This is a genomic window from Cytobacillus stercorigallinarum, assembly GCF_014836495.1.
Taxonomy (GTDB): domain Bacteria; phylum Bacillota; class Bacilli; order Bacillales; family Cytobacillaceae; genus Cytobacillus; species Cytobacillus stercorigallinarum.
In genome coordinates, this window is record NZ_JACSQT010000006.1 from 45,299 (window position 1) to 70,445 (window position 25,147).

The 25,147-nt window shown below is 34.4% G+C and carries 26 protein-coding genes; 12 read left to right on the forward strand and 14 right to left on the reverse strand.

Annotation, left to right across the window (positions count from 1 at the left end; genetic code table 11):
• Positions 1-15: 15 nt before the first annotated feature.
• Positions 16-648 carry a response regulator gene (locus H9655_RS12930; protein WP_191814639.1) on the forward strand — a complete coding sequence of 211 codons (633 nt, stop codon included), beginning with the start codon at positions 16-18 and terminating at the stop codon, positions 646-648.
• Positions 649-696: 48 nt separating this feature from the next.
• On the opposite strand, the gene H9655_RS12935 is transcribed toward H9655_RS12930, so the two are convergent.
• A complete protein-coding gene (locus H9655_RS12935) occupies positions 697-948 on the reverse strand; it encodes a YhdB family protein (RefSeq protein ID WP_095369951.1) in 252 nt (83 codons plus the stop codon).
• A gap of 197 nt (positions 949-1,145) precedes the next feature.
• Here H9655_RS12935 and H9655_RS12940 point away from each other — a divergent pair, with 197 nt between their 5' ends.
• Entirely contained in the window at positions 1,146-1,490 is a 345-nt protein-coding gene (locus H9655_RS12940) for a DUF3889 domain-containing protein (RefSeq protein WP_191814641.1), read from the forward strand.
• A 200-nt stretch (positions 1,491-1,690) separates the two neighbouring features.
• Complete coding sequence (locus tag H9655_RS12945) at positions 1,691-3,097, forward strand: SpoVR family protein (RefSeq protein ID WP_191814643.1); 1,407 nt, start codon at positions 1,691-1,693, stop codon at positions 3,095-3,097.
• Between the two features lie 111 nt (positions 3,098-3,208).
• Here the strand turns inward: H9655_RS12945 and H9655_RS12950 are convergent, their stop codons facing one another.
• Entirely contained in the window at positions 3,209-4,021 is an 813-nt protein-coding gene (locus tag H9655_RS12950; protein ID WP_404826096.1) for a YitT family protein, read from the reverse strand.
• Between the two features lie 251 nt (positions 4,022-4,272).
• Between H9655_RS12950 and H9655_RS12955 the strand changes: the two genes are divergently transcribed.
• On the forward strand, positions 4,273-5,184 hold the full coding sequence (locus H9655_RS12955) for a cation diffusion facilitator family transporter (protein WP_191814647.1): 912 nt from the start codon (positions 4,273-4,275) through the stop codon (positions 5,182-5,184).
• Here H9655_RS12955 and H9655_RS12960 read toward each other — a convergent pair.
• Positions 5,181-5,492, reverse strand: a complete 312-nt coding sequence (locus H9655_RS12960; protein WP_191814649.1) for an ArsR/SmtB family transcription factor — start codon at positions 5,490-5,492, stop codon at positions 5,181-5,183. The two genes, H9655_RS12955 and H9655_RS12960, sit on opposite strands and share 4 nt — an antisense overlap.
• Before the next feature lie 240 nt (positions 5,493-5,732).
• Here H9655_RS12960 and H9655_RS12965 point away from each other — a divergent pair, with 240 nt between their 5' ends.
• Both H9655_RS12965 and H9655_RS12970 read left to right on the forward strand, forming a co-directional pair.
• A complete protein-coding gene (locus tag H9655_RS12965) occupies positions 5,733-6,431 on the forward strand; it encodes a response regulator transcription factor (protein ID WP_191814651.1) in 699 nt (232 codons plus the stop codon).
• A 58-nt stretch (positions 6,432-6,489) separates the two neighbouring features.
• Entirely contained in the window at positions 6,490-7,827 is a 1,338-nt protein-coding gene (locus H9655_RS12970; protein WP_318245485.1) for a HAMP domain-containing sensor histidine kinase, read from the forward strand.
• Between the two features lie 46 nt (positions 7,828-7,873).
• Here H9655_RS12970 and H9655_RS12975 read toward each other — a convergent pair whose 3' ends face one another.
• Together H9655_RS12975 and H9655_RS12980 are read right to left on the reverse strand one after the other, a co-directional pair.
• Complete coding sequence (locus tag H9655_RS12975; protein ID WP_191814653.1) at positions 7,874-9,232, reverse strand: hemolysin family protein; 1,359 nt, start codon at positions 9,230-9,232, stop codon at positions 7,874-7,876.
• Between the two features lie 500 nt (positions 9,233-9,732).
• The gene (locus H9655_RS12980; protein ID WP_191814655.1) at positions 9,733-10,281 is read right to left on the reverse strand and encodes a GNAT family N-acetyltransferase; all 549 of its coding nucleotides are present in this window, start codon (positions 10,279-10,281) and stop codon (positions 9,733-9,735) included.
• A 155-nt stretch (positions 10,282-10,436) separates the two neighbouring features.
• Here H9655_RS12980 and H9655_RS12985 point away from each other — a divergent pair, with 155 nt between their 5' ends.
• The gene (locus H9655_RS12985) at positions 10,437-11,666 is read left to right on the forward strand and encodes a dicarboxylate/amino acid:cation symporter (protein ID WP_191814657.1); all 1,230 of its coding nucleotides are present in this window, start codon (positions 10,437-10,439) and stop codon (positions 11,664-11,666) included.
• A gap of 499 nt (positions 11,667-12,165) precedes the next feature.
• Positions 12,166-12,633 (forward strand): helix-turn-helix transcriptional regulator, encoded by a 468-nt coding sequence (locus H9655_RS12990; protein ID WP_191815030.1) that lies wholly within the window; start codon positions 12,166-12,168, stop codon positions 12,631-12,633.
• A 52-nt stretch (positions 12,634-12,685) separates the two neighbouring features.
• Here H9655_RS12990 and H9655_RS12995 read toward each other — a convergent pair whose 3' ends face one another.
• Complete coding sequence (locus H9655_RS12995; RefSeq protein WP_191814659.1) at positions 12,686-13,192, reverse strand: universal stress protein; 507 nt, start codon at positions 13,190-13,192, stop codon at positions 12,686-12,688.
• 101 nt (positions 13,193-13,293) lie between these two features.
• Here H9655_RS12995 and H9655_RS13000 point away from each other — a divergent pair, with 101 nt between their 5' ends.
• The gene (locus H9655_RS13000) at positions 13,294-15,294 is read left to right on the forward strand and encodes a transglycosylase domain-containing protein (protein WP_191814661.1); all 2,001 of its coding nucleotides are present in this window, start codon (positions 13,294-13,296) and stop codon (positions 15,292-15,294) included.
• A gap of 103 nt (positions 15,295-15,397) precedes the next feature.
• On the opposite strand, the gene H9655_RS13005 is transcribed toward H9655_RS13000, so the two are convergent.
• Complete coding sequence (locus H9655_RS13005; protein ID WP_191814663.1) at positions 15,398-15,718, reverse strand: hypothetical protein; 321 nt, start codon at positions 15,716-15,718, stop codon at positions 15,398-15,400.
• Between the two features lie 239 nt (positions 15,719-15,957).
• Here H9655_RS13005 and fumC point away from each other — a divergent pair, with 239 nt between their 5' ends.
• The gene (gene fumC, locus H9655_RS13010) at positions 15,958-17,331 is read left to right on the forward strand and encodes a class II fumarate hydratase (protein WP_191814665.1); all 1,374 of its coding nucleotides are present in this window, start codon (positions 15,958-15,960) and stop codon (positions 17,329-17,331) included.
• 56 nt (positions 17,332-17,387) lie between these two features.
• Here fumC and H9655_RS13015 read toward each other — a convergent pair whose 3' ends face one another.
• On the reverse strand, positions 17,388-17,588 hold the full coding sequence (locus tag H9655_RS13015) for an alpha/beta-type small acid-soluble spore protein (protein WP_191814667.1): 201 nt from the start codon (positions 17,586-17,588) through the stop codon (positions 17,388-17,390).
• 335 nt (positions 17,589-17,923) lie between these two features.
• Here H9655_RS13015 and H9655_RS13020 point away from each other — a divergent pair, with 335 nt between their 5' ends.
• Positions 17,924-18,184, forward strand: a complete 261-nt coding sequence (locus H9655_RS13020; RefSeq protein WP_191814669.1) for a metal-sensitive transcriptional regulator — start codon at positions 17,924-17,926, stop codon at positions 18,182-18,184.
• A 51-nt stretch (positions 18,185-18,235) separates the two neighbouring features.
• Here the strand turns inward: H9655_RS13020 and H9655_RS13025 are convergent, their stop codons facing one another.
• The 6 genes from H9655_RS13025 to H9655_RS13050 form a co-directional block, all read right to left on the reverse strand.
• Positions 18,236-18,430 (reverse strand): hypothetical protein, encoded by a 195-nt coding sequence (locus H9655_RS13025; RefSeq protein WP_191814671.1) that lies wholly within the window; start codon positions 18,428-18,430, stop codon positions 18,236-18,238.
• A gap of 52 nt (positions 18,431-18,482) precedes the next feature.
• Positions 18,483-18,695, reverse strand: coding sequence for a YheE family protein (locus H9655_RS13030; protein WP_191814673.1), 213 nt, complete (start codon positions 18,693-18,695; stop codon positions 18,483-18,485).
• A gap of 65 nt (positions 18,696-18,760) precedes the next feature.
• On the reverse strand, positions 18,761-19,891 hold the full coding sequence (locus tag H9655_RS13035) for a YheC/YheD family endospore coat-associated protein (protein ID WP_225230629.1): 1,131 nt from the start codon (positions 19,889-19,891) through the stop codon (positions 18,761-18,763).
• A gap of 53 nt (positions 19,892-19,944) precedes the next feature.
• Positions 19,945-21,318, reverse strand: coding sequence for a YheC/YheD family endospore coat-associated protein (locus H9655_RS13040; protein ID WP_191814677.1), 1,374 nt, complete (start codon positions 21,316-21,318; stop codon positions 19,945-19,947).
• 4 nt (positions 21,319-21,322) lie between these two features.
• On the reverse strand, positions 21,323-22,399 hold the full coding sequence (locus H9655_RS13045; RefSeq protein WP_191814679.1) for a YheC/YheD family endospore coat-associated protein: 1,077 nt from the start codon (positions 22,397-22,399) through the stop codon (positions 21,323-21,325).
• Between the two features lie 21 nt (positions 22,400-22,420).
• A complete protein-coding gene (locus H9655_RS13050) occupies positions 22,421-23,779 on the reverse strand; it encodes a YheC/YheD family endospore coat-associated protein (protein ID WP_191814681.1) in 1,359 nt (452 codons plus the stop codon).
• A gap of 143 nt (positions 23,780-23,922) precedes the next feature.
• Between H9655_RS13050 and H9655_RS13055 the strand changes: the two genes are divergently transcribed.
• The gene (locus tag H9655_RS13055; protein WP_191814683.1) at positions 23,923-25,065 is read left to right on the forward strand and encodes a DUF445 domain-containing protein; all 1,143 of its coding nucleotides are present in this window, start codon (positions 23,923-23,925) and stop codon (positions 25,063-25,065) included.
• The last annotated feature ends 82 nt before the right edge of the window (positions 25,066-25,147 follow it).

Here is a 25,147-nt window from a genome sequence, read left to right on the forward strand (position 1 = left end):
AGGAGGGACTAACGGGTGAATGTATTAATTATTGACGATCATCATGTTGTAAGAAAAGGGCTCATCTTTTTTTTGAAAACCCAAAAGAATATTCATATCGTTGGCGAGGGTAGTACTGGAGAGGAAGCAATAAGATTAACAGAACAATACATGCCCGATCTTATTTTAATGGATCTTGATATGCCTGATATGAATGGGGTTGAAGCAACCAAAGTAATTAGGAAGAAATTTCCCCAAGTAAAAATACTCATACTAACAAGTTTCTCAGATCGAAGCCATAGTCTCTCTGCAATAGCAGCAGGTGCATCAGGTTATCAACTGAAGGATGTAGAACCAGATGAGCTCGTAAAAACAATGAACGGAATAATGGATGGGGAAAATTATATTCATCCTAAAGCGACAACGCATTTAATGTCAAAGTTCTCTCATGAAAATGATGGCATACATTTATGGCATGAACTTACAAAAAGAGAAAAAGAAGTATTATCGGAAATGGGAAAAGGTAAATCCAATAAAGAAATAGCGGCCGATCTATTTATAACAGAGAAAACGGTAAAAACACATGTCTCTCATATTTTGTCAAAATTAGACGTCGATGACCGCACACAAGCGGCCATTTTTGCAGTGAAAAATAACTTTGTCAATTAAAAGAAGAGCACTACGATAGATAGTGCTCTTACATTATTTGGTGGAATTCTACATAAAATAGGGTGAAGCTGTTTTCATTTCTTCTTCCGATAATTGATTGGCGTGATCAATATAACGAAGAAGTGTATATAGATGCTGCTCGATTATCGTGTAATCTTTTTCAAAATTGTACGCATGAAGAAAATGCTCTATTTTTTTCGCTAAAAATTGATCACTTGTTCTAACCATAAGAATGAGTAAATTATCCCATTCGGAACGGTGAGTATAATATAGCGCGCGGTCATAATCCACTTTATTCATTATCATTCTCCTCCCTTGGGAGTTAAGAATAGTTTGAGCTATAATGAATTATTTTTTCAAGCAAAAATTTGGTCAACCTGTTATTTAACGTTTTTCAAGTTTTACCTGTATAAAATTAAATTCTTTTATTTATACATAATCAAGTTACAATTTGAAAAAGCTACAAGTAGTGATTTTAGATAAACGGGGGTTTATTAATGAAAAAGCTACTTTTATTGTTACTTACTGCAGTATGTTTGAATTACATTCAGGCACCAGTATTTGCCGACGTACATACACATGGAGAGCATAAAGAAAAAGTCGATTATAAAAAATACGGAAGAATCGCAACAGCGGTTGTGAAGGAAGATTACCCGGAAGAAGAAGTGGTTGATTATCAGTACGCTGGAAGACGTATGATTTCAGAATATGAAGTCATTGATACTTTTATATTTCAAGTAAAAGAAGATGGTAAAGATTTGACTGTACTTGTCAAAGTAACTCATCGATTAGACGATAGTAAATTTTTAAATTTAACTGTTGAAGAGCAGGAGCGAAAGTGAAAAAAATGTAGTAGACGCCTAGCGACTTCTTTAGAAAAAAATAATTATTTCACAAAGGATGCTCATTTTAAGGGCATCCTTTGTTTGTCTAAATGAAGATTATTGGATCACTAAAAGTCTTGTTTGAATGACTGAAGTGTACTCATCATTCTCTTTTTTCTATCATAGATTATGTTAAAGGTGAAGATAGGAGTGAGAGAATGCTTGGTAGTGAACACAAATCGTTAGAATATGCAATAGACGAAATCACAGAAATCGCCACAGGTTTTGGTCTGGATTTTTATCCAATGAGATATGAGGTTTGTCCAGCAGAGATCATTTATACTTTTGGTGCTTATGGAATGCCAACAAGATTTTCACACTGGAGTTTTGGAAAGCAGTTTTTTAAGATGAAACTACATTATGACCTCGGTTTGTCAAAAATATATGAATTGGTGATTAACTCTGATCCATGTTATGCTTTTTTATTGAATTCCAACTCTTTAATTCAAAACAAATTAATTGTCGCACATGTTCTTGCTCACTGTGACTTTTTCAAAAATAATGTTCGATTCCAAAATACGAAGAGAGATATGGTTGAAAGCATGTCCGCTACGGCAGAACGGATTAGAAAATATGAAATTGACTATGGCAAAAAAGAAGTAGAGACATTTTTAGATGCCATTTTAGCTATTGAAGAACATATAGATCCTTCTCTCATGCGTCCGAAATTTATTTGGGATGATAATGAGGAAGAAGAGAGTTCGTCTTTTCCTGTTGAAACACCTTATGACGATTTATGGGGACTTGATCAAAAAGAAGTGAAACAAAAAAAGAAGAAAATGAAAAAGTTCCCACCTAAACCAGAAAAAGATATTCTTTTATTTATTGAACAATATAGCCGTGAATTGACTGATTGGCAGAGAGATATCTTAACAATGATGCGAGAAGAGATGCTCTACTTTTGGCCACAACTTGAGACAAAAATTATGAACGAAGGCTGGGCCTCTTTTTGGCATCAACGAATTTTAAGGGAGATGGATCTCACTTCTGGGGAAGCTTTGGAATTTGCGAAATTAAATGCGGGTGTGGTGCAACCATCAAAAACAAGTATTAATCCATATTACCTCGGCTTGAAGATTTTTGAGGATATTGAGGAGCGATATAATCATCCGACGGAAGAAATGATTCAGAGAGGAATAGAGGTTGGCTCTGGAAGGGAAAAAATGTTTGAAGTACGCGAAATTGAATCTGATATCTCATTTATCCGGAATTACTTAACAAAGGATTTAGTGATGAGAGAGGATATGTATTTATTTCAAAAGCAAGGAAAAGATTATAAAGTTGTCGATAAAGGCTGGGAAAATGTTCGTGATCAGCTAGTAAATATGAGAGTAAATGGAGGATTTCCTTATCTGACGGTAAATGATGGGGATTATATGAAAAATGGTGAGTTGTATTTAAAGCATTGGTTTGAAGGGATTGAGCTTGATTTGAAATATTTAGAAAAAGTCCTTCCTTATGTACATCAGTTATGGGGAAGAGCGGTTCATTTGGAAACAATTGTAGAAGAGAAAGAAATGGTTTTTACTTATGATGGAAAGACGCTTCATAGAAAATATCTATAAAGGTGATCATTGAAAAATTCAGTAATCGTGACAAATACGAACAGTTCTGATTTGAATCGATTCTGTTCGTATTTTTTTATACAAATAGATGAATGGTATTATTTTTTTAAATTAATGAAGAGCCGATTTAAATTTACTGCCTCGTGCTTCTTGTGTGTCCATAATAGTTGTAAAAGCAAGGGGATCAATTTCGGCAATGATTGTTTTAAGTTTCGATAACTCTAATCGCGTCACAACAACGTAGATAATTTCTTTATCTGAATTAATATATCCACCTTTGCCGTTCAACTTCGTGACACTTCTTCCTAGCTTTGTAATAATACAATCAGCCATCTCCTTATAATTGTCAGAAACGATGAGCACAGCTTTCGTATCTCCTTCAAATCCTTGTACAACCATATCAATCGTTTTAGAAGCAATATAGTAAGTGATAATTGAATACATGGCTTGTTCCCATCCTAAGACGAACCCTGCCCAGACAAAAACGAAAATATTAAAGAACATGATAAATTCCCCTATAGAAAAGGGGATTTTTTTTGTGAGAAGAATAGCCATAATATCGGTCCCATCTAACGCACCACCATATTTAATGACTAGGCCCACTCCAGCTCCTAGAATGACACCTCCGAATACTGTTGCCAGTAATGGGGTAGATGTAAAAGGAGTCGTATGATGGAATAGTGATTCGACTGCTGCTAAAGAGATAATACCTATTAAGGACGCAAGAAAAAAACTTTTTCCTAATAGCTTATAGCCAGCAATTAAAAAAGGAATATTAAAACAAATAATTAATACACCGAAATGGACGGTAGTTAAATGGTTAACAATTAAAGAAATACCAATAATTCCGCCATCTATAATCAGATTAGGTATAAGAAATAATTCAATTGATAAAGCAGCAAGTACAGCACCAACGATAATCATTATAAACTTATAGATAAGAAATGCTTTACTTTTGAAGAGTGCTTTTATCATGAAAAAATCCTACTTTCTGTTGAAGAAGCTTTGTTCTTTTGATTTTGGTGATGTTTTATATCATTTTTGTAAACAATACCATATTTTAGGCTACAAACAAACTTTTCATTCGGTTTTATACAAAAACATTTGAACAATTTCGTTAAGTTTGTCATAATGTAATATATGAACATATATTCATATATGAGGGGTGAAATATAATGAGTCATCATCATTCACATTCACATACGCATCATTCGTCTAACAATCAAAATGTTTTATTACTGACCTTCTGTTTAATTTTTGGATTCATGCTTATTGAGTTTATTGGTGGACTGTGGACGAATAGTTTAGCACTTTTATCGGATGCAGGCCATATGTTAAGTGATGCAGCCGCTTTAGGGTTAAGTTATATCGCCATCAAGGTAGCTAAAAGGGAATCAACAAACAAAAAAACATTTGGATTTAAAAGGTTTGAAATTTTAGCGGCGGCAATCAATGGGGTAACTTTAATAGTCATTGCTATACTGATCATGATTGAAAGCGTGAAAAGGTTTATCTCACCGCCCGAAGTAGCAAGCTTAGGAATGTTAACAATCGCTACAATTGGTTTTCTTGTTAATATAGTAGCAGCTGTTATCTTAATGAAAGGTGACAAAGATGAAAACCTCAATGTGAAAAGTGCGTTTCTTCATGTAATTGGAGACTTACTTGGCTCAGTAGGAGCGATTATAGCAGGATTACTGATTTACTTTTTTGGCTGGGGCATTGCTGACCCTATAGCAAGTTTAATTGTTGCTATTCTGATTATAAATAGTGGATATAGAGTGACAAAAGAAGCCTTTCATGTATTGATGGAAGGGGCACCTGATGGGATACAAATTGAGCAAATTAAAGCTTCCATCAAAACACTTAATAAAGTAGACGATGTCCATGATATCCATCTCTGGACCATCACTTCAGGGTTCCCTGCTTTTAGTTGCCATATAGTCTTAAATGATGACGGGCATCATGACACTGTACTTAAAGAAACAAAAGAATTACTATCTCATCAATTTGGAATCAATCATAGTACGATTCAAGTTGAAGGCAGAAGCAGTGGTTGTCCAAACCTTGAGGATGTATGTAATTAAGAATGGCGAGTGTGTTCTATTGTTTGTTTTAATAAATGCATAACATGCTCATCATCGTGACTATAATATAAAGTAGTTCCTTCCCGTCGGAATTTAACTAGTCGCAAGTTTTTAAGAAACCTTAATTGATGGGAGACAGTTGATTGTAATAGAGAGAGCTTATCGGCAATCTCATTAACCGAGTGTTCTTCGTGAAAAAGTAAATGTAAGATTCTCAGCCTTGTCGGATCAGATAAGGCTTTAAAAGTTTGTGTGACTAAAAAAAGAGTTTCTTCGTCTAATTCGTTGTATGCTGGTTTGTCATTCATTATTTTATTCACCTTCCTATTTATCCTAAGTATACCTTTGTTAAAATTGAAAATAAATATCGAAGTCATCTTTCAATTACTTTTAGTGAGGACGCAATGTGACTTTCATATTTTTAACACCGTTTTGACACATAAATGAGATATAATTCTTTTATTAAAATAAAATATGTCTATTCATTCGAATAAAATAAGGTCTTTAAAATAAACTTAGATTACCTGTTTAAAGGATGGTGTTTATACATGAATTTATTAGTAGTTGAAGATAATGAAAGTGTTTGTACAATGCTTGAAATGTTTTTCATGAAAGAAGGATATAGAGGAACCTTTGTCCACGATGGACAATCAGGGTTTGAGGCGTTTAATAAAGGAGACTGGGATTTAATCATACTCGATTGGATGCTCCCGGCTATGGACGGTGTAACATTATGCAGAAAAATTCGTGATATTAGCAGTGTTCCTATTATTATGTTAACAGCGAAAGACAGTGAATCTGATCAAGTACTTGGGCTTGAGATGGGTGCTGATGATTATGTGACGAAACCATTTAGCCCTTTAACATTAATGGCAAGGATTAAAGCAGTAACAAGGAGATTTCAATCAGATACAACAGAGAAGGATCATCATTTTACGACAAGTCATTTTTTTAAAATTAGTAAAGAAGCAAGAGAAGTATATTTTAAAGATGAACTGCTTTCAAACTTAACACCTAAGGAGTTCGATTTACTGTATTACTTTATTACACATCCAAAACAAGTATTTTCAAGGGAACAATTACTTGATAAAGTATGGGGATACCAATTTTATGGAGATGAAAGAACAGTCGATGTTCATATTAAACGTTTAAGGAAAAAGATAGGCAGTGCAGACCAACCATTTATCCATACTGTGTGGGGTGTAGGTTATAAATTTGATGAGTCGACAGATGCTCATGAGAAATAAGTATTTTCTTAAACTGCTATCGAGTCATGTTCTTATTTTAATATTGGCGTTTCTTTTAATGGGATTGATTTTTTCACAATTTGTAAGAAGTTATATTTTTGAAAATAAAGTGGAAGAATTAAATGAATATGGCCAGCAAATTCTAGAAGATGTATCCATTCATGAAGAAAGTCCTCAAACATTTTTAAACAAGTATAGTAAGCTGCTTGAAGCAAGAAATATTCAATATATTTTATTCGATAGTAATGCAGATATTATCTACCCCAATGTTTCTATGGACCCTAGTATACGGCTTTCCCAAAAAGAGTGGGACAAGTTATCAAAGGGTGAGTCTGTAACGATTCTTCATGATATTAAACGGTTTGATCAGGAAGTATCATTAGTAGCTTTACCATCAATGGAAGGTGAAAACATTACGGGTGGAATTTTATTACTTTCGCCGATAAGTACTTCTTTAAAAATGATTGGACAACTTAATCAATATTTATTATATACGATTGCTATCGCTGCAACTGCAGCAATCTTTTTAAGTTTAATCTTCTCCCGTAACTTATCAACAAGAGTGAGGGCATTTAGAAAAGCAACATCAATGATTTCATCAGGTGATTATAATGTACATGTGCCAGATGATTCAAAGGATGATTTAGGCTATTTAGCAAGGGACTTTAATGAGATGGTTGTGCAATTGAAAAAATCTCATGAGGAAATTGAAAGGCTAGAAAATCGCAGACAAAAATTTCTTGCTGATGTCTCACATGAACTAAGGACACCCTTAACGACAATTAGTGGATTAGCGGAAGGCATTAAAAATCAATTGATTCCTGAAGGGGAAGTTGATAAAGGGATGAATTTAATTGACCGCGAAGCTAAAAGGCTGATTAGGTTAGTAAATGAAAACTTAGACTACGAGAAGATTCGTTCAAATCAATTGGAATTACATATGATTGATATTCAAGCAATTGAGGTATTTGAGGTCGTCAGTGAGCAACTTTTAATGCAAGCAGATGAAAAAAACAACCAAATTTATATTGAAGCAGCAGATGATATCTTTATTCATGCCGACTATGACCGATTGGTCCAAATTCTTATTAATATTGTTAAAAATAGTATTCAATTTACAGAAAACGGATGGATATCCATGCGCGCCTTTGAGAATGAGCATGACATCTGTATTGAAATTGAGGATAATGGAATGGGGATAGACCCAAAAGAAGTTGATTGGATTTGGGAAAGATTTTATAAGGCGGATAGTTCAAGAACGAACAGTTATTTTGGTGAATTTGGGATTGGTTTGTCAATCGTAAAACAATTAGTCTCTTTACACAATGGTAAAATAGATGTTCAAAGTGAACCAAATAATGGAACCATTTTCCGCTTGTTTTTTCCTAAAAAATGAAGGAGGAAATAAAATAATCGCGCTGAATTTCAGCGCGGTTTTTATTTCACATTTGTACTTGTGATTCCGTAGACAAAGGAATTTGGGAAGGAGCTATTTCTTCAATAACTGGTTTTTTGAATGCTTCCACTAATTTGATATGGTGATCTTCCATTTCTACAATAGTAAACACAAAGTTCTCCTGTTCAATAAAATCGCCTTCTTTGGCTTCGAAGTTTTCAGTTAACAACCAACCACCTATCGTGTCAACGTCTTCATCATTGATGGAAATATTTAAGATGTCATTAATTTGACTAACTAATACTTTTCCTTCTAAGATATAATGATTTTCTTTCACTTTTTGAACACTCGGTACTTCGTCTACATCAAACTCGTCTCTAATATCACCGACAATTTCTTCGATTATATCTTCAACTGTCACCAATCCTGAAGTCCCGCCATATTCATCCATCAATATAGCCATATGAATACGTTCTTTTTGCATTTTTAACAACAAATCATGAATCGGTGTCGAATCGATTACACGAATGATAGGACGAATATAAGATGATATTGATTTTATTGTTGTCTGAGACTTAGAAGAAATTAGGTCCGTTAAAATTTCTTTCATGTTGATCATACCGATGATATGGTCTTTGTCACCGTCAATTATTGGATAGCGTGTGAACTTCTCATTCTTCGCGATAGGCAAAAATTCCTCTAGAGAATCATCTTTAGAAATCGAAATAATCTCTGTGCGTGGAACCATAATTTCTTTCGCAATACGGTCATCAAAATCAAAAATTTTGTTCACATATTTATATTCAGATTGGTTAATTTCCCCACTTTCATAACTTTCTGAAAAGATGATTCTTAATTCTTCTTCAGAGTGAGCCATTTCATGTTCAGAAGCAGGTTTTAACCCAATCAATTTTGTTAACAATCTGGCGGATCCGTTTAGTACCCAGATAAATGGGAACATGATACGATAGAACCAAATTAAGGGCTTGGCTACCATTAATGTGACCGCTTCGGCTTTCTGAATAGCAATTGTTTTCGGCGCAAGCTCTCCAACGACAACATGTAAAAATGTAACGATCGTAAAGGCGAATACAATAATCAAAATATGAGATAATGAGGCAGGTATTTGAAACAACTGGAATAACGGTAAGAGAAGATTTTCAAATGTTGTTTCACCAAGCCAACCGAGAGCTAATGCCGTAATTGTAATTCCTAATTGACAGGCAGACAAATACTCATCTAAATGAGTAGTTACTTTTTTTACTGAAATGGCTCTCTTGCTACCTTCTTCGATTAATTGATCCACTTTTGAGCTACGTACCTTCACAATAGCAAATTCTGAAACGACAAAGAATGCCGTTAAGCCAATTAAAATGGCAACAATAACCAAGTTTAATATGTCCAAATAAATTCCCTAAACCCAATAAAGGGTAGGGTGTCACCTCCTGAGAATTGAAAAATAGATGAGCTCCTATTACAAGCAAACGAAGCAATCAATGAGTTAAGTATTCTATTTGATGTATACTTAAATATTCCTATTTCAAATTTAGAGGTATAGGTTTTTTGTTTTTAATTTTAAAAAAAGATGGAATTGCTTCGATGATCTTGTAAACTATTGTAGTTCTTTTTCATAGAAAGTTCATCACAATATATAGAAGAAACTTCATATACGCCTATTTCCTGCAATAACTCAATTTTCACTAATCCACCGATGCGATAGAATATCCCATTTTACCACCTCAGTTTGAATATTTTAAATAATTATACTTCAATAAAATATAACCCGTCAAAGGGAAACTTCGTAATTAAAACTATTTTATTCAAAAATTCTGTAAATATGAAGGGCGAAAAAACGAATTTCTGTTCCATCTGGGTTTTATTAAGGGTATAATATTTATACATCTTTTACCAATTGTGATCTGTACTTAACAGAGAATAAAGAACAAGGTCATGAAAATGGTTATTAATGTATTCGTTGTCTCTGAGAATACCTTCTTGAGTAAAACCTAATCTTTCTGGTACTTTACGGCTTTTTTCGTTTTGTACGGCACATTTTATTTCTAGGCGATGAAGATGTAAAAGAGAAAATGTATAGTTAATGAGGTGATTAGCTGATTTCGTAATAAGACCTTTCCCTTGATGTGTTTGATCCAATAAATAACCAATGCTTGCTTGCTTATTTTGCCAGTCTATCGTATGAAGACTAATGGAACCGATTAATTTTTGATTTATAAATATACCTAAGAATATCCCGTTCTGTGTATGATATTGTTGGAGCCATGAGGAGATCATTGTACTTGTTTTTTCGATACTATTTGTGAATTGCACCCATGGCAACCACTCAGCTAAATAGGCGCGATTTTTTTCAATTAATAAATAAAAATCCTGCGAATGATTAGGCTCTAATAAGTGAAGTGTATGAGAGGAATCGATATTCATTTTCCACTTCGACAAAAAGCTCACCCCTTCGACATAAATAAGTAAAAAATAACCAATTTTATAGGTAAAAAGTTCTGTTTTTCGTCATGGATGGACAAAATGTTTTGCAGAAATACACTTGTATATATTACGATTGTATCTCGAGTATATTATTTTATGGGAGGACTTCTATGAAAATTACCACAAAAATTATTATTGCGTTACTTGTTGGTGCAGTTGTCGGAATTATCTTAAATATAACCGCTCCTAATGTATTTGAAGTATTAGATACGTGGTTATTTTATCCGCTTGGACAAATTTTTCTTAATTTAATTAAGATGTTAGTAGTGCCAATAGTTTTATTCTCAATTATTCTCGGATTTACTGGCTTAGGGGATCCGAAAAAATTAGGGAGAATCGGTGTTAGAACCATTTCATACTTTCTTGTAACAACGGCAATAGCTATAGTCATTGCTATTTCTTTAGCGTTAATTTTCAAACCTGGCGAAGTGGGCACATTTGACACAGCAAATGCCGAATTTAAAGCAGAAGAGGCACCACCAGTAAGTGATACCTTACTTAATATGATTCCTGCTAATCCATTTGCAGCGATGACTTCTGGTGATATGTTACAAATCATTGTTTTCGCAGCATTTATTGGTTTTGCATTAACAATGTTAAGAGAAAAAACACAAGGTATTATCAAATTGGTCGAACAAGGCAATGAGATTATGATGTATCTTGTTGGCGTTGTTATGAAGTTTGCACCATACGGAACTTTTGGTTTGATTGCTTCAGCAATTGGAAGTCAAGGTTTCTCGGCAATTAAAGCAATGGGATTATATTTTATCCTAGTAGTTGCTGCACTTATCATACATTTAATTATTGTATATGGTGGTACAGTGTATTTCTTAGGTGGTAGACAAAACCCATTGAAGTTCTTTAAAGGTTTCTCACCTGCAATGGGCGTAGCATTTAGTACGTCAAGTAGTAATGCTGTTTTACCAATCTCAATGGAAGTAGCCCAAGAGAACTTAAAAGTTCCTAAGCATATTAGTAGTTTCGTTCAACCTTTAGGTGCAACCATTAACATGGACGGAACAGCCATTATGCAAGGTGTGGCAACCATTTTTATTGCTCAAGTTTATGGAGTAGATTTAAGTGTTGGCCAATTATTGACAGTAGTTCTAACAGCGGTCCTTGCTAGTATTGGGACAGCAGGCGTACCGGGAGTAGGTTTAATTATGCTTGCGATGGTTTTACAATCAGTTGGTTTACCTGTAGAAGGAATTGCATTAATTCTTGGAATTGACAGATTATTAGATATGGCACGTACAGCTGTTAATATTACGGGTGATGCAGCTTGTGCTGTTTACAATACAGCAGCAGAAGAGAGACGTGAAAAAAAACTGGCTAAATAAGTTAATCCTATAAGAGGATTAATCAAAAATGGTTTCATTAAGATCCGAGCACATATGAATTCTTTCAAGAAGGATTTAAGGCATGTGTTCGGGTTTTTTCTTTTGATTAAAATATTGATGGTTATTTAAAAGTATGAGAAGTCTCTATTCCCAAATGACAATAGATTTTTCACTTAATAAACACCATAAAATTGATGGTGAAAATTGCCTGCATCTTATAAAAATAATGGCATTTTATATAGTCCGTATTTCTTAATTATTTGCAATTATGTTGTGTTCAATTGAGTAATCTTTCTTGCAATGTTAATATGATTATCAATCGATGTGTATTGGACTTTTAAATATATCTATAATATAAAATTACATTTGTTAAACAAATGTAGGATGTATATGCGTTATTCATTTCGTTTTTTATTTGAAAGGTTCGAAAAATTTAATTATAATCGATGTGAAAAGGTGTAAAAATACACGAAAAATAAATCAAGGGAATGAAATGATTTTGACTAGAGATGAAATCATATTAAAAGTTTCGGAGAAGATGCGCTTAATTCGTACTGAAGCCGGTTATACACAAGACAAAATGGCAGAAATCGTTGGGGTTTCCAAGAAAACACTTGTACAAATTGAAAAAGGTCGAGCAAATGCTGGTTGGTCGACAGTGGTGGCTGTGTGCGCGTTGTTTAGAGAAACAGAGACAGTCAGGTTTTTATTCGGGAACGAGCCTTTGGAAGTAATTGAAACAGTAGTGCGAGAGGGAATTGATTTTCGCAAAGAGAAAACTCTAGGTGGAAAGATTTGGTGGAAGGAAATACAGAATAAAAGCGGTTATGTTTTGCAGCAAAATATCATTAGTCAACATTACCGAATTATTGACGAAGAGCATTTCCGCATTTATAGTAGTTTTGATGAAACCTCTGCTAAAGAGAGATTTGCTGAAGTCATTGAAGAGCTTCAACATCAATATTGATTCATTTAATACATAGCTTTAAAAAACCCAACAAAGTTGGGTTTTTTGCTTATTATTTGACGACCATTACACTACATGGTGCTTCTTTTGTTATTTTTTCACTATTGCTTCCTAAGAAAATTCTTTTTAATCCTTCTTTTGAGGAACTTCCTACGAATATAATGTCTGCATTTAATTCTTCTGCTAATTCGCATATGGCATCTGCCGGTTTGCCTTCTAATATTTTTATTTCTATTTTCCCTCCAGCATCATCAGCAATTTGTTTAGCATGTGTAATTGCTTGGTCGACACTGTTAATTACTGTGGAATGTGAAGTTTGTTCTTCTGCATGATTACTAATATGGAGAGGTTGTATTTGCATGCCTTCAACAATCATATTATTCGATCTTAATTGAGGGTTTTGTTTAGTTGCTGAATAAGAATGTTCAATCACTTCTTCATCAGCATGAGCTAGAATGACTTTTGTGTCAATCGTGGAGAAAGAAAGTGCTTTTTCCAATGCGTGTCGGCTGTTTTCAGAATCATCATATCCGACAATAATTGTTTGAAAGTTTAACAATCTTATCACCCTTTCGTCTTATGTTATACTTTACCCTTATTGAAGAAGTATAATCCTATAATAATAGAAATTTTTTTGCTAGGAACATAAGGTGGGATATTATGAAAAGGGGAAAAACACCATTTATTTGGTTGAAAAATGTCATAAAGAAATTGCATATATGGCAGGTAATATTATTACTCGTATCACTGGTGGTTCTTTTGGGTTTAATCTATCTCATTCCATTTGCAACAAACAATGATATTGAGGGTTTAAATAGTCAATTAAGTAAGCCAACCATTATTTATGATAAAAATGGTGAAGTGGCTAGTAAGGTTTCTGCGAATAAAAATGAAGGAGTAGCCTTTGATGAGATCCCCGAATCACTCATCCAAGCTGTTATTGCTATAGAGGATCATCGTTTTTTTCAACATGAAGGCATAGATTATCAAGGAATTGGCCGCGCTTTTTTCAGCAATATCAAAGCAGGTAGAATTGTTGAAGGTGGAAGTACAATCACTCAACAACTAGTGAAAAATGAGCTTCTAACAGCAGAAAAATCATATGACAGAAAGCTACAGGAGTTTTTTATAGCTAGAGAAGTAGAGCGCCAATATAGTAAAGAAGATATACTTCAAATGTATTTGAATAGAATTTATTTTGGTGAAGGTGCGTATGGGGTAAAAAAAGCAGCTAATAAATACTTTGCTAAAGAGTTAGACGAATTATCGTTAAGTGAATCTGCATTGTTGGCTGGTTTAATTAAAGCACCTTCTGTGATTAACCCTTACAATGATAAACAAAAGGCAATAGCAAGAAAAAATCTTGTTTTAAGGCAAATGAAGGAACATGGATACATTAATGAAGAGGAAATGAATCAGGCAATAAAGGTAGAAATGAGTTTTAAAGAAGGGGAAGCTGATCCAATAAAAGGAAGGTACCCTTATTATATTGATGCAGTTCTAGAAGAAGCAATGAATCAATATGATCTCACATTAGATGAGTTGTTAACACAAGGCTATCAAATATATACCGAACTAGACCCTAATATGCAAGCTGATATAGAGTCTACTTATCAAAATGATGAAATCTTTCCTTCAACAACAGGGGATAGACCTGTTCAAAGTGGGATGATATTAATGGATCCTAAAACGGGTGGAATTCGTGCTTTAGTTGGTGGAAGAGGTGAGCATACGCTTCTTGGACATAATAGAGCCATTCACCCTGTGGGAGAGCCAGGTTCAACGATGAAACCGATTATTCCTTATGCTGCGGCAATTGAAGCTGGATGGGAAAATACAGATATGTTGAACGATGAAAAATTATCATTCGGTGAGTATGCTCCAAACAATTATAATAACCAATATTTGGGTGAAGTCGCAATGTATGAGGCTATGATGCATTCCATCAATTTACCGGCTGTATGGTTATATAATGAAATAGGTGTAGAGACTGGAAAGAAGATGGCCGAACAATTCGGCATCCCTAAGAATGTATTGGATGGAGGGCTAGCTCTTGCCTTAGGTGGAACAAGCCGCCCCGTATCGCCTAAAGTAATGGCTGAAGCTTATAGTGTTTTCGCCAATGATGGTAAGAAAGAAGAAGCTCATACAATTATTGAAATAAAAACACAATCTGATGAGCCTTTCGTTCAATGGGAAAGTAAAAAGAAAAGAGTCATCTCTGAACGGACGGCAAATCAAGTGACAGCAATGCTATTAGGTGTAGTCGATTATGGTACAGGGAAAGCTGCTAAAGTTGATGGAGTGGAAATCGCAGGGAAAACGGGTTCAACACAGTTGGGAATTGAAGGTTTAAGTGGGACTAAAGATCAATGGTTTGTTGGTTATACTCCTCATCTAGTAGGTGCTATCTGGGTTGGTTATGATCAGAGTGATCGTCATCATTATTTAACGACGAGTAGTAGTGAAGGCACTGCACCAATTTTCAAGGAAGTCATGGGGAAGGTGCTTCAAGGAAAATCGGTTGAAAGCTTTAATGTCGATAAAATCGATGATGAATATAACAAGAAACAACGTAATAAGGAGAAACAAGAACAAAGGGATGAAATAAGAAAGTGGTTAGAAGATAAAAAAAATCAGTTTTTTGATTGGTTTAATTAAAATGAGAGTAGCTTGGAAAGGGAAATAGTGAAAAATCTAATGAGAAAGTATAATAATCTCATTAGATATCCTATTTCCCTAATCCTTTACTGAATAAGATATCTTATACATGAACACTTTTGTTCAATAATAAATTTTGATTCTCGGCTGTAAAGTGAGCATCATCAGTACACAATGTTTTAATTTGATTAAGTATTTCTTCTGGTTCAGTGCCTTCCACAATCACTTTCAATTCGTCTTTCGGACGGACCATCATAAGAAAGGTTACGAGCTTTGATAAGTGAGAAGGAATCACTACATTATGTTGATAAAGAAAGTAAATTGTACCGTCATATTTAGTTGCAGTTTGGTATATAGCAATCATTTTCTTTATAGCTAATGATTTTTCAAATTTTAAACTGGAAGAGATTATTTTTCTATTCATGATATGTAACTCCTTTATAAAAGAATTTAATAAAAAATTACCCCTTTCTTTTTAAGTTAAACATTTTGCATTTAGATTGTATTCACATTTAAATTCTCGATATTATTAATAGAAAAGTCGAATAACTTGATTCTGTTAATTAGGAATGTAAAACTAAAGATGAAGCTTGAATAAACCTATTTTAAAATGTCTTGAAATAGGAAAGTAATAGACAGGAGAGAATTTTGGGAGGTAGTAAGATGACTGAATATCGTGTAGAAAAAGATACGATTGGCGAAATTAATGTGCCTGCTGAAAAATATTGGGGGGCACAAACAGAAAGAAGTCGCAATAATTTCAAAATAGGTATTGAAAAAATGCCATTAGAGTTAATTTATGCTTTTACTACGATTAAACGTTCAGCAGCGATCGTCAATTACGAATTAGAAAAGTTATCAGAAGAAAAGAAAAATGCAATTATTGCAGCGTGTGATGAAGTGTTAGTTGGCAAATATGATGAACATTTTCCTTTAGCTGTATGGCAAACAGGAAGTGGAACGCAAACAAATATGAATGTTAATGAAGTCGTTGCGAGACGAGCAAATGAGTTATTAGGTAATAAAGATATTTCCATTCACCCGAATGATGATATAAACATGTCGCAAAGCTCTAATGATACTTTTCCAACAGCGATGCATATTGCGGCAATGAATAGTGTGGAGAAGCATTTAATTCCTGCCCTTATTAGTTTAAAAGAAGTTATCTTACAGAAGGAAAACGATTTTGCAGATATCGTGAAAATAGGAAGAACTCATCTTCAAGATGCAACTCCACTTACATTAGGACAAGAGATAAGTGGTTGGCGTTATATGTTAGAGAAGGATGAGCGTCTTATCAATGAAGCGAAACAAGCACTAGGGGAACTGGCTATTGGTGGAACTGCTGTCGGAACAGGAATTAATGCTGATCCTTCGTTTGGAGAAAAAATGGCTAATGAGATTTCTAAATTAACGAAGCTCTCGTTCACTTCTTCTCCTAATAAATTTCAAGCACTAACAAGTCATAGTGAGATTGTTCATCTTCATGGCACATTAAAAGGTTTAGCTGCAGATTTGATGAAGATTGCTAATGATGTTAGATGGCTTGCGAGTGGACCAAGAAGTGGGATTGGAGAATTAACGATCCCCGCTAATGAACCAGGAAGTTCAATTATGCCAGGAAAAGTAAATCCAACACAAAGTGAAGCGTTGACAATGATTTCAAGTCAAGTATTTGGAAATGATGCAACGATAGGCTTTGCTGCAAGTCAAGGGAATTTTGAATTAAATGTCTTTAAGCCAGTAATTATTTTTAATTTGCTACAAAGTATTACATTACTTAGTGATGGTATGAATTCATTTAATAAAAATTGCATCGTTGGTTTAGAAGCTAATACTGAAAAAATTTCTCTTTTTGTTGATCAATCCCTCATGTTAGTGACAGCTTTAAATCCCCATATCGGGTACGAAAAGGCAGCTGAAATTGCTAAATTAGCTTTTAAAGAGGAGACAACATTGAAGGAAGCAGCATTAAAATCAGGATATATTACTGAAGATCAATATGATGAATGGGTCGTACCAGAAAAAATGATCTAAACAAATAAAGCCCCCTAGATGATAGGGGGCTAATCCATATTATTAAGTTTTGCAACTTAGAACTTTCCGCCACCAAGTTGTTGTTCAGCCATTTGAACAAGACGCTTAGTAATTTCTCCACCTACAGAACCGTTCGCACGAGATGTTGTTTCAGCACCAAGGTTAACTCCGAATTCACTTGCGATTTCGTACTTCATTTGATCTAAAGCTTGAGATACTCCAGGTACTACTAATTGATTTGAAGATTGGTTTGCCATTGTGTTTCCACTCCTCTAAATTTTTTTTTTTGGCTGGGTCAGTTGGTAGTGAACCAACGCAATTTTCTTTGCACCATATTTGGTTGAACCCATCGTTGTAGAAGTTTTAAGCGTGTTTGCCGCTTGTAATAGTTATTATGGATGAAATCTAAAAGATTATGCCTGAATATGTTTAGGGAATTATTTCCTAATAAAGTTTTGTTGTCTTGATATCGTGCATAGGGAGAAACAAAGGAAACATGATATAATATAAATCATCAATTTAAACGTCATTAAAAATTATTGATTAATGATGAATACCCTAATCATTGAAAATGAGGTTAGAAGGTGAATAAATGCATTACACAGAGGATATGAAAAACAGGCTTAAAAGATTAGAAGGTCAAGTGAGAGGCGTATTGCGTATGATGGAAGAAGAGCAACATTGTAAAGATGTGGTGACACAGCTGTCAGCTATTCGCTCAGGCGTTGACCGAACGATTGGTTATGTCGTCGCAAAGAATTTGGAGGCTTGTATAAGAGAAGCAGATGCCGAAGATAAAAATGCAGAAGAAGCGATACAACAAGCTGTTAACATGATTGTGAAAAGTAGATAAGGTGTTTTGTAAAAGGAAAGGAACGATTGTAAGCAATCGTTCCTTTTTACTCTATTCTTCGTCACAGCAATGCGGAGGTTGTTCTTTTTCTATTTCTCTTGCTTCTTCGATATTCGTGTATTCCCCGCTAACATGCACAGTACCTCCGGACATCCCTTCGTTAATATAACGATCAACATCGAGGAAGACTTCATCACGTCCTTCATATGGTAAATCTTTTTTTATATCGTCTTTTTTGTTTGCCATAATCGAACCTCCTTAATTTCAGAAGAATGGATTCATATTCTTCCACAATTCTTTACCGGTCATACACATGGTAAAGCATGAGTTCGTGTATATGGCTTTTTAATTTCTCCTCATGATTTTGGTCAGGAATAGTGGATAACCATTCGATTTTTCCATCACGATGATAAATACCTAAATACTTTTTGCCATAATGAAAAAAAGAAAATTTCCAGCCTGGTAATTCTTTGTTTTCATATAATGATTGAAATTGAAAATGTGAAATCATGATTACTCCTCCTTATTCTCATTTTAACTTGAATAGAGGAGTTCTGAAATGAAAATAAACATAAATTAATGAGGAAAAATGGGAAAACCACTTAATTGCATACATAAGTGACAAATGGCTTTTATTCGTTTGTTTTCAATATGCTCTTCATCAAAACTCATAGGCTTTGAATTTACCTCATACAAGTAGAATTTCCCATTAACATCTTTACCAATATCTAATGAGAATTCTCCAAATAAACCAAGGTGTTCATTAAATAAATGACCGACCTCTTGTATTATGGCATTAAAAAATATATCATCATCTTCTTTAGCGAGCAGTTCATAAGGCAGTATCTTCCCGCCGTGAGGGACATGTGTTGTTACTTGTTGGTGATTGCTAGATTGCCTTATACCGATGCCAGAAATGATAAAATGGTTCTCTGTCTTATGCGATAATATTCTAAAATCATACCTTGAACCATTATATAATGCTGGTTCAATCGCTTCTTGTATGATATATGGACCTTTAGCTAAATAAATTTTTAATTCATGCCATAATTCGTTAAAGGTCGCGAGCTGTTTTGTTAGATGAACCCCTTCCATTAAATAGTGATTTTCCTGTGCGAAGATTCGAAAGATCCCCTTTCCTTTCGAACTACTTACGGGTTTGATATATATATCTTGTTTATCTTCCATCCAATCATGTAGCATTTTTTTAGAAGTTAATAACGTAGTTTCTGGTAATAAAGGTTTTAATGTGGGAGATTGTTTTAATAAATGGTGCATTTCCAATTTGTTAATAAAACAGGGATTGAAAAAAGGAATATTATGTTTTTGTAAGAGTGATGTAAGTGCAGCAAAATCAGTATCTTCTTCTAGGTTGCGAAAAGGAATACGGTTATATACGACATCTGGTAATGGGGATGAGACCTGTATCCATTTCCCTAGAGCAGGATGAAATGTATAGCCAGTCATAAGTGAATTTCCTAAATCTTCTTGCGTAAAGACGATGGATAATGCGCCTATCTTAAAAAAATGTTGCACAAGAGATAAAAATAGCGGACCATTGCCCGCTAATTTTTTGTTTTTTCCTTTGCTTGTTAAGATTCCTATAATTGGACCGATACGGTGAGAATCTTCATTTAATGAGAATGGCACCCATTTTTTTGAATAATGAAAGAGTTTTTCTGTTTTTATTTTATTTTTTCCAAACATTTTTTCTTGCGCATGATACCACTTTTGGGATAAGGGGTCATAGTAGGTAGTACTCATTTAAATAATGCCTCAGGGCTTTTCATTGCTTGTTCTGTTAAATAGATACTATAGGCTAAAGAAAGCTTACGTGTTAAAAAATCAAATTTTTTCATACTTGGATGTGTAAAGATTGAGCGTCCTGGTTTAGAATTTGCTTCAAAAAACCAAACTTTCCCTTTCTGGTCGATACCTAAGTCAAATCCTATTTCTGCGACAAGACCTTCCATATTGTTTTCTATTGCTTCGCTTAATTTTAATGAAGCTGTTTGCAATTTCTTTGCAATTTCTTTTCTTTCAATTGGATCTTCGAAAATTTCATCTAATGATTGAATGGTACCTCCACTTTTTACATGGGTTGTAACACTTCCGTTTCCAGCCACTTTTGCTGCACAAGCAGTAACGTTCCACTGTCCTGTGGAATCTTTATTCGTGTGGACACGAAAATCAATGGAGCATTTCTCTTTCTTCAGCAAATAAATACCCTGTTGGATAATCATTCTTTCGAGGTTTTTACCTGCAAAAATATGCTTCATTAACCCTTCAAGACTAGAGAATTTCTTCAGTTTGTTCATACCGGCTTTTAAATCTCTGTACCGACAATAATAAACACTGTCTTGCTTGTTATAAATAATCTGATGAACACCTAATCCTAAACTGCCATTCATTGGTTTAATGTATATATGACTATATTTGGAAAGCATATTTTCAATTGCGGAATAGGAGCTAAATGGCTGTGTTTCAGGTAAATACTCCGAAATTTCTTCCACTTGAAATAAACGATCATAAATATCCATTTTATTGAAAAAGCCTGGGTTATACCAAGGAATTAAATATTCTTGCTCTAATCGTGCTTTGGCTTCTTTTTGTTGTTTTTGCCGTTCACTCTTTCTATTTGGAAGACGATCATATATGACGTTTGGGAAAGGCACTTCAATGGTCTTCCATCCATTTTGTAAATAGAATAAACCTTGGATAGTGCCTGTATCCCAATTGATATGCTTCTCCCCAAATACGAACGGAATTGCACCGACACTAGAACTTACAGATAAGAGTTTAGAAAAAATAATGGAGCGATCACCGATAGGTCGCATAGGAAATGGTGTAAACCCTGACGTGAAGATACCAACAAGGGGTCCAATTGTTAAGGTTTCATCATGTATGAAAATATGAAGCGGATGCTTGACATAAGGGAAGAAAATGTTTGTAGCGAGATCCTCACTGATGGTGATTGATTGCTTTGAGCTTGGTTGTTGCTTAAATTTTGCATCAATGGTAACTGTACCGAAATTTAATTTGTAAAGGGCAGTATCTAGATTTAAATGGTTTGGCAAGAATACACAGCCTCTATCATCTGATGAGATATCTATCATAAATGTTTGATTCTTCATTTTTTCACTTCCTTTCAGTTAAAGCCTGCTGTGATAATAGATAGTCCCCATACTTAAATGGAGAAGTGTAAAGGACATCAGCTAATTGTGGGTTTGTTTGTAAAACCAATTTTCTCCCTGGTTTAGAGTTAATATCAAGAATCCAGATGCCACCTTCTTGATCAATTCCAATATCAATACCGAGTTCAAATAGTGTAGAAAAGCATGATTCCATAATTGAGGGAAGAATAAATAATATTTCTTTTAATTCTTCTTGTAAAAACGACTTTTGGCTTTTTGGAATACTATCTAACCAACGCTCATAAGGGGAAGTTGTTCCACCAGCACTTAAATTAGAGATAATGCCATTTTCATGACCAGTTCGCATGGCTCTTGCTCGTTCTTTCCATTCACCGTATGCATCTTTTTGCAAAAAAACGCGTAAATCAAACGGGCGATTCTGTTGGTCAACGAGTAATAAAAAAGGTTGGATGAGATATTGATATCTCTTTGTCAGCCTCTCTAGCCAGACCATTGCTTTATGAATGGGAAGTGTTTGTTTAATCTGTTTAGAGCCTTTGTCAGTTTTGATAATCACTGAGTCACCTTCGATTGAGATAACATAAATACCTATACCTTGTGAACCGTTTACTGGCTTTAATACGAGTGGAGCCTGCTTTTTTAATTGTTTAATGAAAGATTTTGCTGAAGTGAATGAATCTGAATGCAGTAAATAAGGAGCGAGTCTAGAATGTTTTAATGCATCATATATTTCTAGTTTATTTGGAAGTCCTTGACCTAAGAATTGAGTCTTACCACTATTTTTTAACCAATTAGTAATGACTTTGCATTTTTTTGAATGATCATCTTCTTGATAAAAGCAGCGGTCATATAACAGTTCAGGTAACGGAAAAATCGCCGACTCCCATAGCTCTGTTTCTTCATTAAATCGCTCTCCATTTACTTCATTATTGTGTGGTAGTATGTTTTTCGGGATAAAACGAAAGCATTGATAGCCATGATGTTTAGCTTGTGAAGCAATCGCTGTGATATAGGTCCTTTCACTTGTTTCATAAAGAGTCATAATACCAAGTGTTTTCATGCTGATTTCTCCTCCTAATGATCATGTTGAAAAAGCTAAAAAAGTGCAGTACTCTACAAGTGCTCTTGCAGAGGGTCTAATCTGATTAAATTGACTATCCATTTGTTTAGATGGCTTAGAGTTTGCTTCAATCATCCACAATTGGCCTTCATAATCAACGCCTATATCAATACCAAGTTCCCCATAAAGGCCAAATGTTTTTTGATCAATCATTGTGCATAGTTCTATTGAAATCTCTTTCATTAATGCTAATATTTGTCTTGCTGTGGTTTTATCAAATAGTGTAGTTAAAAGTGCTAATGGTTTTCTCATTTCCCCGCCCTGTGCAAGATTGGATACAAATTGTTCTGCATTAGAGATTCGGGCTACAGTAGAAGTAACCTTCCATATGTTTTGCCTATTTTTATGACATAGAATGCGAAAGTCAATCGGTCTTTTGTTGAGTTGAATTAGTGGTATTCCTTCTTGGATAATATAATTACTTGTGTGATGCTCCTTCTCAAATTGCGATATGAAGCGCTCAATATGATGGAAATGGTGAGCTGTTCTTGCCTTTTTTCCCGATGAGTAGCCAACGGTGTACGAATCATTATTTTTCCGTATATGAATAATTTGTTTGCCCTGACGTCCATTTACAGGTTTTATGAAGATAGATGAATACTTTTGGATAAAATGAAGTAACTGTTCTTTCGAATAATTTTCTGTTTCTGGTAAATAGGTACGTAAATGGGTTTCGTCGAATAAGTATTCATATACCTCTTTCTTTGATAAAAATTGTTCATTAAAAAAGGGGATGGCATATTTGTATAGTAGATTTTTTAGGTTTTTAAAGCTAGGTGAGTTTTCAATCTTTCTAGAGTGAACACGGTTATAAATAACATCAGGCAATGGGAGTAGTTGTTTCTTCCATTCTCCCTCGATATTTATATAACCAAGGACTTCTGTTTCTTTAATATCTTTGGGATGACAAACATAAGTAATTCCTCCTAAAAGGTCAACCGTTTGATTGATTTCTTGGCAAAATTGATGTATGGTGCGAAAATGTGGAGGAGATTGATCTGCAATTTCAAAAAAGTCAGTCATGATAGCAATAATTGGCCCGAGTGACAATACCTTGCTTTGAACAATATAATTAACAAGCATAAGGTGGCCTTCAAGTGGTATATTGAAATAATCGAATACAGATTGACTAATGAACAGTTCCTTTTCATCTACTTGACGATAAATGATGCGAATGGTTAATTGTTTTTGTCCTAATGATAAAAGGATGCTCTCCTCATTAGTAATTAGTAAATGTTTTGCTAATGCTGGGTTGAGCTCTAGAACCATCTTATTTTCATATGGAAGAACTCTAATTTTAATGTTTGTATATCGTGTCATCATGAATCCCCATTTGCCCGCACGAAGCGAGTAATTATATAATAAAAATCTAGGCGAATGCTGATACGCTATCTTATGAATGGCAAGGTAAATTGGTGCGATTGCACAAAGAATTTGGTGAAAGAAGAAAGGTAGAGAGCGGAATGAAAGAAATTTTCACGACCCTGTTTATGATGGTGGCTACTGGTGCCATCATTGGAGGAGTTACAAATTATTTAGCCATTAAAATGATATTTAAGCCATATAAGGCAATTTATATTGGGAAATGGCGTCTTCCTTTTACCCCAGGTTTGATTCCTAAACGTAGAGGTGAGATGGCCGAACAAATGGGTAAGCTTGTCATTAATCATTTGTTAACACCAGAAGGGATACAAAAGAAACTACAAAATGAACGTTTTCAATCTATGCTGACGCAATTTGCTGCTGTAGAAGTAGAAAAGAAATTGAAAACAGAAGAAACGTTAGAGCAACTGTTGGAACAATTAGATATAAACGAACCGGCAAAAATGGCTGAGGATAAGATAGGTACGTTTTTAGAGATTAAATATGAAAATTGGATGCGTGAAAATCAAGATGTAGCTATTAAAGAAATCATTCCACAAAAGCTGGTAGGTAAAGTGGAGGGTGAGTTGCCACAACTAAGCAATTGGATTGTACAATCAGCAAAGAATTATTTCGCAAGTGAAGAAGGAAAAGAAAGTATTCAAAGGATGGCCGATGATTTTGTCCAAAAACGAAGTGGTATGATTAAAAGTATGCTACAAATGTTTTTAGGTAATGTGAAATTAGGGGAAAAACTCCAACCTGAAATCATAAAATTCTTAAATCATCCTGGGACAGAGGAGCTGTTAACATCACTCCTTAGAAAAGAATGGCGAAAATTATTAGACAAAAGAACTGCTGAGTTTGAAGAAAAGATAGGAAGAGATAGCCTTCTTCAATTCATCAAGCAGACTGTTTTCCGATTCGTTCAAGTTCATGAAATATTTCAAATGCCAATTAGTCAACTAACAGCAACGATAAGACCTTATATCATTTCTGAACTTATCCCGAAAGCTTCAGTTGGATTAAGTAAACTATTAGCTGATAAAATATCAGTTTTAATGGAAAAAATGAAGCTCAATGAAATTGTAAAAGAACAGGTGGACTCATTTTCTGTTGAAAGGTTAGAGGAAATGGTGTTCTCGATTATTAATAAGGAATTAAGAATGATTACATTTCTAGGTGCCTTACTGGGTGGTCTAGTAGGTGTGTTTCAAGGTATTTCTGCCATTTGGATATTATAAATCCTTATCAATTATAGGTTTTCCCTCGATTTTACTTCCATTGTCTGTTATAGTGGGGGAAGTCTATGAAAAGGAAGTGTTC

Bases quoted from the DNA above. Each gene is read 5' to 3' on its own strand.
- H9655_RS12935 (WP_095369951.1), bottom strand. From the start codon at position 948: ATGAATAAAGTGGATTATGACCGCGCGCTATATTATACTCACCGTTCC.
- H9655_RS12940 (WP_191814641.1), top strand. From the start codon at position 1,146: ATGAAAAAGCTACTTTTATTGTTACTTACTGCAGTATGTTTGAATTAC.
- H9655_RS12945 (WP_191814643.1), top strand. From the start codon at position 1,691: ATGCTTGGTAGTGAACACAAATCGTTAGAATATGCAATAGACGAAATC.
- H9655_RS12950 (WP_404826096.1), bottom strand. From the start codon at position 4,021: ATGATTATCGTTGGTGCTGTACTTGCTGCTTTATCAATTGAATTATTT.
- H9655_RS12955 (WP_191814647.1), top strand. From the start codon at position 4,273: ATGAGTCATCATCATTCACATTCACATACGCATCATTCGTCTAACAAT.
- H9655_RS12960 (WP_191814649.1), bottom strand. From the start codon at position 5,492: ATGAATGACAAACCAGCATACAACGAATTAGACGAAGAAACTCTTTTT.
- H9655_RS12965 (WP_191814651.1), top strand. From the start codon at position 5,733: ATGAATTTATTAGTAGTTGAAGATAATGAAAGTGTTTGTACAATGCTT.
- H9655_RS12970 (WP_318245485.1), top strand. From the start codon at position 6,490: ATGGGATTGATTTTTTCACAATTTGTAAGAAGTTATATTTTTGAAAAT.
- H9655_RS12985 (WP_191814657.1), top strand. From the start codon at position 10,437: ATGAAAATTACCACAAAAATTATTATTGCGTTACTTGTTGGTGCAGTT.
- H9655_RS13000 (WP_191814661.1), top strand. From the start codon at position 13,294: ATGAAAAGGGGAAAAACACCATTTATTTGGTTGAAAAATGTCATAAAG.
- H9655_RS13005 (WP_191814663.1), bottom strand. From the start codon at position 15,718: ATGAATAGAAAAATAATCTCTTCCAGTTTAAAATTTGAAAAATCATTA.
- fumC (WP_191814665.1), top strand. From the start codon at position 15,958: ATGACTGAATATCGTGTAGAAAAAGATACGATTGGCGAAATTAATGTG.
- H9655_RS13015 (WP_191814667.1), bottom strand. From the start codon at position 17,588: ATGGCAAACCAATCTTCAAATCAATTAGTAGTACCTGGAGTATCTCAA.
- H9655_RS13020 (WP_191814669.1), top strand. From the start codon at position 17,924: ATGCATTACACAGAGGATATGAAAAACAGGCTTAAAAGATTAGAAGGT.
- H9655_RS13025 (WP_191814671.1), bottom strand. From the start codon at position 18,430: ATGGCAAACAAAAAAGACGATATAAAAAAAGATTTACCATATGAAGGA.
- H9655_RS13030 (WP_191814673.1), bottom strand. From the start codon at position 18,695: ATGATTTCACATTTTCAATTTCAATCATTATATGAAAACAAAGAATTA.
- H9655_RS13035 (WP_225230629.1), bottom strand. From the start codon at position 19,891: ATGTTTGGAAAAAATAAAATAAAAACAGAAAAACTCTTTCATTATTCA.
- H9655_RS13040 (WP_191814677.1), bottom strand. From the start codon at position 21,318: ATGAAGAATCAAACATTTATGATAGATATCTCATCAGATGATAGAGGC.
- H9655_RS13045 (WP_191814679.1), bottom strand. From the start codon at position 22,399: ATGAAAACACTTGGTATTATGACTCTTTATGAAACAAGTGAAAGGACC.
- H9655_RS13050 (WP_191814681.1), bottom strand. From the start codon at position 23,779: ATGACACGATATACAAACATTAAAATTAGAGTTCTTCCATATGAAAAT.
- H9655_RS13055 (WP_191814683.1), top strand. From the start codon at position 23,923: ATGAAAGAAATTTTCACGACCCTGTTTATGATGGTGGCTACTGGTGCC.